Source organism: Labilithrix luteola, from assembly GCF_001263205.1.
Classification (GTDB): Bacteria; Myxococcota_A; Polyangia; order Polyangiales; family Polyangiaceae; genus Labilithrix; species Labilithrix luteola.
The window spans coordinates 9,975,615-9,988,134 of the sequence record NZ_CP012333.1 but is presented as its reverse complement, the minus strand read 5'-3'; the positions used below and the strand labels follow the sequence as shown (position 1 = coordinate 9,988,134).

Annotated in this window: 8 protein-coding genes; 3 read left to right on the top strand and 5 right to left on the bottom strand. The window is 67.1% G+C overall.

Going from position 1 to position 12,520, the window contains the following annotated elements:
- The first annotated feature begins 139 nt into the window (after positions 1-139).
- The 3 genes from AKJ09_RS43140 to AKJ09_RS43130 all read left to right on the top strand — a co-directional run bounded on the left by AKJ09_RS43140 (position 140) and on the right by AKJ09_RS43130 (position 2,941).
- Entirely contained in the window at positions 140-1,423 is a 1,284-nt protein-coding gene (locus AKJ09_RS43140) for a cyclic nucleotide-binding domain-containing protein (RefSeq protein ID WP_169928340.1), read from the top strand.
- A 172-nt stretch (positions 1,424-1,595) separates the two neighbouring features.
- Complete coding sequence (locus tag AKJ09_RS43135; RefSeq protein WP_240488820.1) at positions 1,596-2,417, top strand: dioxygenase family protein; 822 nt, start codon at positions 1,596-1,598, stop codon at positions 2,415-2,417.
- A gap of 113 nt (positions 2,418-2,530) precedes the next feature.
- Positions 2,531-2,941 carry a nuclear transport factor 2 family protein gene (locus tag AKJ09_RS43130; RefSeq protein WP_169928339.1) on the top strand — a complete coding sequence of 137 codons (411 nt, stop codon included), beginning with the start codon at positions 2,531-2,533 and terminating at the stop codon, positions 2,939-2,941.
- Positions 2,942-3,112: 171 nt separating this feature from the next.
- Here the strand turns inward: AKJ09_RS43130 and AKJ09_RS43125 are convergent, their stop codons facing one another.
- The 5 genes from AKJ09_RS43125 to AKJ09_RS43105 all read right to left on the bottom strand — a co-directional run bounded on the left by AKJ09_RS43125 (position 3,113) and on the right by AKJ09_RS43105 (position 12,388).
- Positions 3,113-6,481 (bottom strand): vitamin B12-dependent ribonucleotide reductase, encoded by a 3,369-nt coding sequence (locus AKJ09_RS43125; RefSeq protein WP_420814294.1) that lies wholly within the window; start codon positions 6,479-6,481, stop codon positions 3,113-3,115.
- A gap of 1,166 nt (positions 6,482-7,647) precedes the next feature.
- Positions 7,648-8,028, bottom strand: a complete 381-nt coding sequence (locus AKJ09_RS43120) for a hypothetical protein (protein WP_146653676.1) — start codon at positions 8,026-8,028, stop codon at positions 7,648-7,650.
- 165 nt (positions 8,029-8,193) lie between these two features.
- On the bottom strand, positions 8,194-8,571 hold the full coding sequence (gene yhbY / locus AKJ09_RS43115) for a ribosome assembly RNA-binding protein YhbY (protein WP_240488818.1): 378 nt from the start codon (positions 8,569-8,571) through the stop codon (positions 8,194-8,196).
- A gap of 671 nt (positions 8,572-9,242) precedes the next feature.
- On the bottom strand, positions 9,243-10,790 hold the full coding sequence (locus AKJ09_RS43110) for a M16 family metallopeptidase (RefSeq protein ID WP_146653675.1): 1,548 nt from the start codon (positions 10,788-10,790) through the stop codon (positions 9,243-9,245).
- Positions 10,787-12,388, bottom strand: a complete 1,602-nt coding sequence (locus AKJ09_RS43105) for a M16 family metallopeptidase (protein WP_169928338.1) — start codon at positions 12,386-12,388, stop codon at positions 10,787-10,789. The genes AKJ09_RS43110 and AKJ09_RS43105 overlap by 4 nt, the downstream gene beginning before the upstream one ends.
- Positions 12,389-12,520 lie beyond the last annotated feature (132 nt).

Sequence of the window (12,520 nt, the reverse complement as noted above, 5' to 3'; positions counted from 1 at the left end):
CGGCAGATGTCTGCATGCGATGTGCCCGAAGTCGCACGCGTCTTCTTGACGCGGCGCCGTGGTTGTCGTTCCGATCCATCGCGTGCGCCCCGTTGATATGGCCCGCGTCGAAGAGCTTCGAGACCATTGGAACCGAGCGATGGAGCGAGACCGCCCCGCGGACGCCGTCGCGGCGCTGGTCGAGCTCGAGCGTCTCGATCCCGAAGAGCCACGCTGGGCCCAGCGCCTAGGCGAAGCGTACCGACGACTCGGCCGTCCAAAGGACGCCGAAGACGCGTTCGTCCGCGCGATGGACGGCTACGTGCGCGGTGGCTTCGTCCCGCGCGCGGTTGCGATGGCCAAGCTCGTCATCGGAATGAACCCGGCACGCATCGACTTGCTCGCGCGCATCGAGCCCGCCGGACCGGCGGCGCCGCTCATTCCGGCGATCAAGCCGCCGCCCCTGCCGGCCAAGGCGGTTCCGCTCGCGCGCGCGGCAGACGCCGCGGAGAACGAAGTTCGCTTCGACGACGCAGGCGATGCCTCGAGCATCTCCATCGTGCTCGAAGACATCGAGGAGCTCGAGATCATCGAAGACGAGGGCGCGGAGACTGTCGATCGTCCGCTTCCGACTCCCTACGAGCCGTCGATCGACCGCCTCGCGACGATGTCCGCGTTCCAGCTCTTCGCCGGCCTGCATCGCGAGCCGCTTCTTGCGCTGTCGGCGACCGCCGAGCTCGTCGAGTTCGTGCCGGGCGCCATGGTCATCGTTCGTGACGAGCCGGCGTTCGCGCTCTACGCCATCGTGGGCGGAAGCGCGCGTGTTCTCGTGCCCGGCGGCGGCGAGATCCGTCTCACGGAGGGCGAGGTCTTTGGCGAGTCTTGCCTGCTTGGTTCTGGACGACGTCAGGCCGACGTGAAGGCCGAGACGCCGCTCATGACGTTGCGCATCGAAAAGCGCGCGCTCGACGCGATCACCGAGCAGCATCCCGAGGTGCGCGACGTGCTCTTCCACCTGCTCGCGCGGCGCCTCGTGGCGAATTTGATGCAGACCTCGAAGCTCTTCACGGTGTTCGAGCCCCGCGTGCGTCTCGAGTTCGCGCAGATGTTCGAGGTCCGGCGCGCCGAGCCGGGAACGGTGTTGGCGCAGCGCGGGCGCCTGCGTGACGGCCTCTACGTGCTCCTCGCGGGCAACGTGACGGCCACCGACGGGGCGGGGGAGCGGATGCGCATCGCGCGCGGGAGCACGTTCGGATACGAGGCGCTCGTCGGGGGCGCCACGGCAGACGTCACGCTGGAAGCGGAGACCGAGTCGGTCGTGCTCCGCTTGCCTTCGACGCGCTTCATGTCGCTCGCGGCGACCTATCCGCCTGCGCTCGCGCTTCTCGCGGAGCTCGCCGACGAGCCGTTGCGGCCGAGCGAGCCCCCGATGCTCGGCGCCTGACCGATTGTTGCTCCTCGGAAACGGTCCGTCCCGGGACGCGACCTTCTCGACCGGCGTGCCCGAGCCTTATCATCTGCGAATGAATCGCCGCCGCGCTCTCGGTTTGCTCGCTGCCTCGGTGAGCCTTCCGCTCGTGAGCGTGGCGTGCGGTCGCTCAGCCCGTAGAGAAGACATGTCCAGCACATCGAATCCGAGCCCCATCCCCCCGAACGGCGCCTCTGGCCGCATGCCCGTCATCTTTCTCGCGCACGGAGCGCCTCCGCTCCTCGACGACGAGGTGTGGAAAGGGGAGCTCCACGGCTGGGCGGGTGCGATGCCGCGACCGCGTGCGGTGCTGATGGTGTCGGCGCACTGGGAAGATCGCCCGACGACGATCGGCGCGACGACCACCGTTCCGCTCGTCTACGACTTCTACGGCTTCCCCCAGCGCTACTACGAAACGAAGTATCCCGCGCCGGGAGCCCCGGAGCTTGCCGCGCGCGTTCGTGACTTGCTCGATGCCAAGGGCCTCGGCCATGCGGAAGATCCGCAGCGCGGGCTCGACCACGGTGCGTTCGTACCCCTCTTGGCGATGTACCCCGAAGCGGACGTGCCAGTGCTCCAGATCTCCATGCCTGGGCTCGACCCGAAGGACCTGCTCGCGTTCGGACGCGCGCTCGCGCCCCTCGCCGACGAAGGTGTGCTCGTGGTCGGGAGCGGCTTTCTCACGCACAACCTCCGCGACGGCATGAGGACGGCCTCGACGCCGGCGTGGGCGAGCGAGTTCGACGCCTGGACCAAAGAGGCGCTCGAGCGGCGTGACCTCGACGAGCTCGCCGACTTCCTGCATCGCGCGCCCAGCGCCCGTCTCGCGCATCCTCGAACCGAGCACTACGCGCCTGTGATCGTGGCTGCCGCGGCCGCCGAGAAGCGCGAGGGCAAGCCGTCCTTCCCGATCTCCGGTTACTGGAACCTTGCGCCTGCCTTCACGCGCCGGAGCGTTCAGTTCGGCTGACCGGTCGCGCGGGACCGAAAAAATCGTCAAAAACGCGGCCATTGAATGCGTGGCTGGGCTTGCCGGACGCGTTTTAGGACCTAAATCCCTTCCGGATGAGGGAAGAGGGCGTAGTGGCGAGGCCGCAAGACCTCGTGCGTCGGTACCTGGCTGCCGTCGAAGCGAACGACCATGAAACGCTCGCCGCGTTGCTCGACCCCACGGTCGTTCACTACGAGTATCCGAGTCGCCACCTGCCCGCCGGCGCCGTCCGCGATCGCGCGGCGATCCTTCAGCGCTACGTGCACCTGAGCGAGCTCGTCTCGAGCCAACGGTTCGTCATCGAACGCGAGATGGTCGATGGCGACGCCGTCGCTCTCGAGGTGACGTGGCTGTGCGTTCTCGCCGTCCCTCATCGTGATCACGCCGCCGGAGAGACGGTGACCGTGCGTTTCAACATGTTCGTTCGCGTGCGCGAGGGTCGCGTCGTCGATCAGCGCAACTACGACTGCCCCGACATCCTGGCCGCTTCGCTCGAGGGCTGAACCGGGCGCCGGCATGGGTCGCACGGCGTCCCGCACGTCGGGCCGTGACGCGCCCGCCCCGCATCCTTCACGACAAAACACGAAGCCCCTGCAGCCTCGAACGAGGGCAGGGGCTTTCGCGCGTGCGGCAGGGGCTTTCGCCTGTCTAGCTGAGCGCGGTGAGCGCTTCGATCAGGAGCAGCCCATCGAGTTGCCGCAGTTCAGGCACTTGTAGCAAGCGCCGTTGCGGACCGTGATGTGACCGCACACGTCACACACCGGGGCGTCGCCCATCATCGCGTCGAGCTGTGCGTCGAGCGGGGAGGCTGCAGCCGCGTGCTCGTGCGCGGCATCTTCCACGCGGCGAGCTTCGGTGCGAGCCGGGGGGGGCTCCGCGTTCCTCTCGAGCGCCTCGGCTTCCGTGGCGCTGCGCGAGATCGCTTCCTTCGTGTAGGCGAGGGAGGCCGGCAGCTCGGAGTCGCTGTTGCGGTCTTCCTTGCCACCGAGGAAACCGACGTGCGGGATCGCCTCTTCGCTCTCCGGCTTGACGTGCGCCAGGTCGTAACGACCGAGGTATTCGACGCCGAGCGTGCGGAAGAGGTAGTCGACGATCGACGTGGCCATCTTCACGTACGGGTGGCCCTCGACGATGCCCTGCGGCTCGAAGCGAGTAAACGTGAACTGGTCAACGTACGTCTGAAGCGGCACGCCGTACTGCAGACCGATCGACACGCTCATGGCGAAGCAGTTCATGAGCGAACGGAAGGCGGCGCCCTCCTTGTGCATGTCGATGAAGATCTCGCCGAGCGTGCCGTCTTCGTACTGGCCCGTGCGGAGGAAGATCTTGTGGCCGCCGACGCGCGCTTCCTGGGTGAAGCCGACACGCTTCTTCGGCAGGCGGACGCGCAGGCCCTTCGGACGCGAGCCACTTGTCGCGTAGTCCGGCGTGAGACCGAGCGTGAGCTGGGTCGCATCCTGCGGCGCGCTGGTCTTCGGGATGGGGGCGAGACCAGTCATGACGGTCTCGTTGTGCTTGGCCTCGTCGGCCTTCTTCTCGTCTTTCTCTTTGTCCTTGCTGGACGTCGAGAGCGGCTGCGACGCCTTGCATCCGTCGCGGTAGAGCGCGACGGCCTTGAGGCCGAGACGCCAGCCTTCCTCGTAGATCTCGGCGACCTCTTCGACCGTTGCCTCGTTGGGGAGGTTGACGGTCTTCGAGATGGCGCCCGAGAGGAAGGGCTGCACCGCCGCCATCATCTTCACGTGGCTCATCGGCGCGAGGAAGCGCTGGCCGATCTTTCCGCACCGGTTCGCGCAGTCGAACACCGGGTAGTGCGACGGCTTGAGGTACGGCGCACCTTCGATCGTCATGCGACCGATGATGGTGTCCTGCGCCTCCTCGATCTCGGCGCGCGAGAAGCCGAGGTGCTGGAGAATGCTGAAGCCACGCTGGCTGCGCTGCTCCTTGGTGACGCCGAGGCGCTGGTACGTCTCTTCGCCGAGGACCCAGGCGGCGAACGCCTGATCGAGCTCGAAGACGCTCGGGATGGCCGTCTCGGCCTTCGTGAGATCCGCGTCGGTCAGGCCGCGCTCCTTGAGGGAGCGGCGGTTGACGTTCGGCGCCGCGAGCAACGTGTTCGTGCCCGTGACGTACGCGACGATCTCCTGGATCTCCGGCGCGCTGTAACCGAGCTTCTTCAGCGCGGCAGGCACCGACTGGTTGACGATCTTGAAGTAGCCGCCACCGGCGAGCTTCTTGTACTTCACGAGCGCGAAGTCCGGCTCGACGCCGGTGGTGTCGCAATCCATGAGGAGACCGATCGTGCCTGTGGGCGCGAGAACGGTGGACTGCGCGTTGCGGTAGCCGTGCTGCTCGCCGAGCGTGACGGCGTTGTCCCAGTCCTCGCAGGCCGCGCGATAGAGCGCGCTCGGGCACTTGTCGCGGTTGATCTGGTAGGCCGCGTCGCGGTGGAGGTTCATGACGCGGAGCATGGGCTCGCGGTTCTTGGCGAAGCCGTTGAACGCGCCCTTGCTGCCGGCCATCTCGGCGCTCGTCTTGTACGCGTGACCGCACATGATCGAGGTGAGGGCGGAGGCGATCGCGCGGCCTTCGTCCGAGTCGTACGGCACGCCCATCTGCATCAGCATCGAACCGAGGTTCGCGTAGCCGAGGCCGAGCGGGCGGTAGTCGTGGCTGTTCTTCGCGATGTCCTTCGTGGGGTAGCTCGAGAGATCGACGAGGATCTCCTGGGCGATGAAGAAGATGCGGCAGGCGTGGCGGAAGCCGTCGACGTCGAACGACTGGACGCCGTCCGGGCTCTCACGGAGGAACTTCGTGAGGTTGATCGACGCGAGGTTGCACGCCGTGTCGTCGAGGAACATGTACTCGGAGCACGGGTTCGACGCGTTGATCTTTCCGCTGTTCGGGCACGTGTGCCAGCGGTTGATCGTCGAGTCGTACTGCACGCCCGGGTCGGCGCAGTGCCACGCCGCGTCGGCGACCTGTTTCCAGAGATCCTTCGCGTCGTACGTGTCGCAGACCTCTCCGGTCGTGCGCATGATCGTCTGCCACTTGCCGCCGGCGAGAACGGCCTTCATGAACTCGTCGGTCACGCGGACCGAGTTGTTCGAGTTCTGGCCGCTGACGGTGTGGTACGCCTCGCCGTTGAAGTCGCTCGAGAAGCCGGCCGCGATGAGCGCGAGGGCCTTCTTCTCCTCACGGACCTTCCAGTTGATGAAGTCCGTGATCTCCGGGTGGTCCATGTCGAGGCACACCATCTTCGCGGCGCGCCGCGTGGTGCCGCCCGACTTGGTCGCGCCGGCCGCGCGATCGAGCACTTCGAGGAAGCTCATGAGGCCGCTCGACGTGCCGCCGCCGGAGAGTTTCTCCTGCTTGCCGCGGATGGAGCTGAAGTTCGAGCCGGTGCCCGAGCCGTACTTGAAGAGGCGAGCCTCGCTCTTCACGAGCTCGTAGATCTCCATGAGATCGTCGTCGACGGCCTGGATGAAGCACGCCGAGCACTGCGGGCGCTCGTAGGCGTTGTTGGTCTCGATCATGACCGAGCCGGCCGGCGACGACTTCGCGTCAACCATGTCCCACGCCCAGTTGCCGCCCGAGCCCGTGATCCCGTACTCGGCCCAGAGACCGCAGTTGAACCAAACCGGCGAGTTGAACGCGCCGATCTGGTGGACCATCAGGTACGAGAGCTCGCCCTCGAACGCATCCGCGTCGGCCTTCGAAGCGAAGTAGTTGCCGAACTGCTCGCCGGCGTTGCGGATCGTGTGCGCGATGCGGTGAACGACCTGGCGAACGCTCTTCTCGCCCTGCTTCGCGTCGCCGTGGAGACCGGCCTTACGGAAGTACTTCGAGATGACGATGTCCGTCGCGAGCTGGCTCCAGCCCGAGGGGATCTCAGCGCCTTCCATCTTGAAGACGATCGATCCGTCGGGGTTCGTGATGATGCTGGCGCGCCGCTCGTAGACGAGCTCGCCGCCGTTAGGGCCCGGCGCGCCGTTCTCGAGCGGATCGACACCGGCGCGCGTGTTGATGCGCGCGATGCTCACGCCGCGTGAAGCGCGCGGCGCGGTGCGGGCCTGATCCTTCTTGGCCGCGCCGTTGGTGCCCTTGGTCTTGATCGCCTTCGAGCTCGACTGTGTTGCCGGACGAGCTTGGCCCTTCGTACTGGCCGCGGTCGCGTTCTGCGCGCGCACGGAAGCTTTCCCGCGCCCACTCTTGTCAGCGCCTGCACCTGAAGAGGGACGTCCCAAATTCGACCCTCCGTCGCGAGGACCCATGCCGAAAGATGTAGCCATCAATCGCCTCCGCTACAGCAGTTAACTCGCGGGAACATCTCTGCTTCCCGCGAACGTCAGAACGTCGTCCAACCATTCACACACGCGCTTGCGCCATCACTCGGTGATCACCGCGATCAGGTGATCGGGAGATCGTTGATGGATCGGGTGACGGCGCTACGCGTGAGCTCGAGTCTCGGGGGCGTTGGTCTGACGTCTTCCACAGATGACGTGCCCGACGGCGCGTTCCGCTTCGGAGGGCAAACCAACCCCCTCGTGACCTGAGCCGATCACACAACTAAAACCAGCACTTGAGCGGTTCTCGAGGGCGACGGATCGATCGGCACGGGATCTCGAATCCCCAGCTGTTCGCCCGAGGCCCTCAACACGTTTTCCCCAGCCCCATCACCCGAGTCCGCCGCCCGGTCACCCTCAGTTCACGCTCCGTGAGCAAGTGAGCTTCAAGTGTCCGGCGACTGCCAATCACTCTCTGGCCTTCCGTTCAGACTTCCTCCGGAGGAACCATCCCTTCGTGTTCACTGACCAAGTGTTTAGCACTTGGTCGAAGCGTTGAGCACGAACGGGAACGAAAAGTGGGCCCCAACTCGCGTCTCGGGAGCGTCTCTCGAGACACAAGAGGCCGGCAAGCCCTGCCAGCAACGTGAACTGGCGAGCGAGGAATCGATCTAACCTCAACATCTTGTGGTGTCCAGACAAATGCACCTACTCCATGTGGTGGGACATGGTGGGTCTTTGTCCTTCCTGGTGTCCCCAAGGCTAAACACCCGTGAACACTGATTTCTGTTCAGCAGTCACGGACAGGTATTCAAGAGGCCAGCCCCAGTTCGTTCAGGGGTTGTCCACAGGTTGATCACCCGCAACCACCCCAAAATCGTCACCGGGCCTGCCTGATCGGGGCCGGTCGGCACGCTCGGCGGTCAGCCCCGATGACGACGCATGCGCTCGCTCGGCGTGACGTCGACGGGCTGCGGAGGCGGCTTCGACGCGGCCATCGCGTTGATGCGGGCCTTCTGCTCCGGAGAATGCGGACGCGTTGCCGTTTCTTCCTCGTCGCCATCGCTTCTGGTGATCAACGAAGCGAGCTGCTGGATGCGTGTTCGCTGCTCGGGAGACATCTGGCGCGTCGCCGTTTCCTCGTCATCGGCATCGCGCTCGGCCTGGACCTCCGCGAACGCCTCGAGATCGATGTCGACGGGAATCGAAGGAGGACGCGGTGGAGGCAGTGTCCGCAGCGGACTATCCGCCGAGGCCTCGTCGATCGGAGTCGGCGTCGCGACCTTCTTCCTGTCGTTCGTCATCGGTCCCCCGACCTCTGAGCGTACGCAGGCGGAGCCCGACGTCCACGTCGGCGCGGATCGATCACTCGCTGCATGATGCATCGATTCGATCCGCGCCGGGCCCCGACGCAAGAACGCGCGGCGGAGGCGAGGGTGCGTGCTCCTCGTCCCCGCGCGCGGGTAGCCCTACCGCGGGAGCTCGATCTTGGGCTTGTGCGGGTGACGCTTGTAGACGAGCACGGTACGACCGAGGACCTGCACGAGCGTGCCTCCGACTTCGGCCGCGAGCTCGGCGCCTGCCTCGTTGCGATCGACCGGCGCTTCCGTGCCGATGCGGATCTTCACGAGCTCGTGGGCTCGCAGAGACTCGCGCGTCGCCGCGATCACCGCGTCGGTCAGGCCTTCCTTGCCGATCTGGACGATTGGGGTGAGGTGATGTCCGAGGGCGCGGAGGTGGCGGATCGCCCGACCCGACATGACGCGGGGGCCTTGGCGTTCCGCCTTCTCGCCCGCCTCGGTGGCCATGTCGCCGTGCTCCGTGACGAGCACGTCCTTCTCGATCAATCCAACCCCGTGGTCGGGCAGGCTGCGAATGTCGCCCGTGCGCTTCGGAACGCGACCCTTCGGCCCGGGGGAGCGGCGCTTCTTGGGGAAGGGCCGGCCACGTCGCGGCCGCTCGGTCTTCGTCTCGCGAGCGGGGACTTCGTCGCGCCAGGAGGTCGGGCGTGCCGATCGTGCACCGCGCCCTTCGCGCGCCGGTCCGCCGGACCGCTCACCCGATGTAGGACGCGGTCCGCGTGCCGTTCCGCCGCGTTCGCCGCGTTCGCCGCGTTCGCCGGATGACGGACGCGGTCCGCGTGAGGGGCCGCCGCTTCGCTCGCCGGATGACGGTCGCGTTCCGCGCGAGGGGGCGCCGCGTTCGCCGCGTTCGCCGGACGCCGGACGCGGTCCGCCGCGTTCGCCGCGCTCGCCGGATGACGGTCGCGTTCCGCGCGCCGGTCCGCCGCGTTCGCCGCGCTCGCCGGACGCCGGACGCGGTCCGCGTGCCGGTCCGCCGCGTTCGCCGGATGACGGACGCGGTCCGCGTGCCCCGCCGCGTTCGCCGGATGACGGACGCGGTCCACGTGCGGGGCCGCCGCTTCGTGCCGGACGCTCGTCGCCGGACGGGCGCGAGCCACGCGACGGGGCGCCTCGACCCGCCGGCTTCGGACCACCGGGTCTCTTCTTGATTGCGCTCATTTGGACGCCGCCTGCGGGAGGGTACGCACGGTTCTGAACTCCTTCTCGGGATCGATCACGGTGACTTCACCAAAACGTGTGAGCTCGGGCGCGATCGTGTCCGCGTCGCCCGCGACCACGATGAACGCCGATTGACGCGCTGGATCATAGAGCGCTTTCGACGCCGCGTCGGCTTCCGCCGCCGTCGTCGCGCGCACCTGCTTGCGATACGCGTCCCAGTAACCGTCCGGTAGACCGAACGTATCCTGGGTGACGAGCATGTCGGCGATCGATCCGATCGTCTCCATGCGAATCGCGAAGATGTCGCTGAGGTAGCGGCGCGCCGTCGCCGTTTCGCCGTCGTCGGGCGGTGCACTCACCATGCGAGCGGCGTTCTCGAGCAGCCCGTCGATGGCCTTGGCGGTCTTCGACGACTCGGTTCCCGCGTACAGAACGAGCGGCTGTGGGCCGTGCGCGAGCTCGAGGATTTGCGCGCTGGTGCGGTACGCGAGCGACCGCTGCTCGCGCACGTCGGCAAAAAGCCGGCTTGCCACGCCACCGCCGAGGATCTGATTGGCTACGCGAATCGAGGGCCAGTTGGGGTCCTGACGGGGCGGCGCGAGCGTCGCGACGAACACGTCGGACTGCACGCTCTTCGGACGATGTGCCACGAAAACTCGCTGCTTTTCGGGCCTCTTCGCCCCGCCGAACTCGAGCTTCGGCGTGTCGCCGGTCGCATTCCAACTGCCGAAGTGCGTCTCGGCGAGACTCTTCGCGGTCGGCTCGTCGATGTCGCCGGCGAGGACGAGCGTAGTCGCCTTGGGCACATAGAAGCGCTTGTGGAAGTCGCGAATCTGCGCGCCGTCGACCTTGGCGATCTCGGCCGGAGTGTTGCCGTAGGTGGCGTACGGGTGGCCGGCTGGAAAGAGCTCGCGGAACACGAGGCGCGTGGCCGTGAAGGATCCGCTCGAGCGGGCCGCGTCCTCGGCTTCGTCGGCGGAGCGCGACTTCAGCTTCTTCAGCTCTTCGCCGTCGAAGCGCGGCTCGCGAACGACCTGTGACAGCAAGCGGAGCGCCTCGCCGATCTGGTCTTTGGTGACGGCCATCGAGAGCACGGTGGCGTCGAAGTCGGTGTGGACGGAGAGATCGCTGCCCAGCGTCTCGACGCGCGAGAGCAGCTCCGCGCTGGTCATCGAGCGGGTACCGCCGTCCTTGAGCATGTCGCCCGTGAGCGCGGCCACGGCGGGCGAGGAGCCATAGCCCGATCCTGCGCGAACCAGGACGCGGATCTGGACGATGGGCAGTGACTTCGCCGTCACGACGGCCACGCCGAGGCCGTTGGCGAGCTTCGCGCGAGAAACGGCGGGAAAGGGCGCTTCCTTCGGGGTGCCGGAAGGAGGAGGGAGCTCGCGCGCGCCGGCCTGCGGCTTTGGCGTGGCGACGCCGTCGCTCGTCGGGATGGCGACTTTCTCGGGGCCGTACGAAGCCTGCCCGCCGCCACCACAGGCGGCGACGAGGAGCGACGCGACGACGACGTGCGTTCGAAGGAACGTCGAGCGGCTCATTTCTTCTCTCCCTGTGCGGCCTGGCCGGGCTTCACTTCGACCGAGCTCCGGCGCTCGCTCGTCAGATACTTGGCGACAACGCGCTTGATGTCGTCCTTCGTGACCGCGAGATAACGGCCGAGCTCCTCGTTCAGCAAGCGCGCATCGCCGCGGTAGACCTCCATCTCCGCGAGCTTCTGCGCGCGCGCGAAGTTCGACTGCAGGCCGAGCAGGAACCTGGCGCGCATGCGGTTCTGCAGCTTCTTCATGTCGGCGTCGCTCGGGCCAAGGCGCGCGACGTCTCTGATCTGCGAGTCGACGAGCTTCTTGACCTGATCCATTTTCGCGCCGCTCGCGAGCTTCACGACGACCTCGAAGGTGTCGGGGCCGCGGTAACCGTCCACCGAAGCGTCGGCTTCGACGGCCAGACCTCGCTCGCGCACGAGCGCGCGATGCAGGCGCGAGCTCTCGCCGTCGCCGAGGAGCATGGCGGCCATCGCGAGCGCGTAGTGATCGGGCTCGTGGCTGGCCGGGATCACCCAGCCGGCGAAGAACGCAGGTAGCTTGGCGTGCGTGTCCTCGACGATAACGCTGCGCTCCTGCGTCTGCTGGGGCAGGGGAGGCGGCTCGAACTTCGGGACGTTCGGCTGCGGCTTGGCGCTTCCGAAGTACTTGCGAACGAGCGCCATCGCCTCGTTCTCGTCGAAGTCCCCGGCGATCGAGAGCACGGCGTTGTTCGGCGCGTAGTATGCGGCGTGGAAGGCGCGCACCCAATCGAGCTGTGCCGCGTCGAGGTCGCGCATCGTTCCAATCGCGCTGTGCTCGTACGGCCAATAGCCCTGGTAGACGAGCTCCTGCAGGCGAATCGCTGCCGGCACGTACGCCGCGTTCTCGACGCGCATGCGGTACTCTTCTTTGACGACGCTGCGCTGGTTCTCGAAGTTGCTCTGCGACACGTCGAGCGACTTCATGCGGTCGGCTTCGAGCCATAGGCCGAGAGGCAGCTCGCTCGAAGGCAGCATCTCGAAGTAGTTCGTGCGGTCCTCGCTCGTCGTGCCGTTGAGCGTACCGCCGTGGCTGGTGACGAGCTTGAAGTGATCACCGCGCGCGACGTTCTTCGAGCCCTGGAACATCATGTGCTCGAAGAGGTGGGCGAAGCCCGAACGTCCACGCTCCTCGTTGCGTCCGCCCACGTCGTAGACGACGTCGACGGCGACGGTCGGCGAGGTGTGGTCGACGAGCATCACGACGCGCAGTCCGTTCTCGAGCGTCGCGCGCTTCACGTCGAAGTGCAGCTCTGCGGGCGGCTGCGCCTTGTCGGCCGGCACCGTGGATGCGCGTGCGGTGGCGCTCGCCCCTGCGGGCGCAGCCTTGTTGACCGGCTTCTTCTCGGCAGGAGCCGCGGCTGACGCGGCAACGACGGGCGCCGTGGGAGGTGTCGGGGGCGTCGGCGGCGTGGGCGGCTTCGGCGCGGCCGCAGGTGTGGCCGGCGTGGGCGGCGCAGGTTTCTCCGGCTTTTTCACGGCCGCAGGAACCACGTCAGCCCGCGCAGCCACTGGCGTCGTCGACGCGGCGGCCACCACGAGGGCGAGGAGCCCGAAACGAGATCGCGTGCGCATGGCGCTCCCTCTACCACGCCGAATGCACGCGATGCGCCTCGTGATTTCCAGGGCGCCACGACCGGTCGCTCCCCACGCCGCGACCTCTCGCTTGACGGCCAGTCGCCGGTCGTTCTAGCTGTGTGTTGAAAA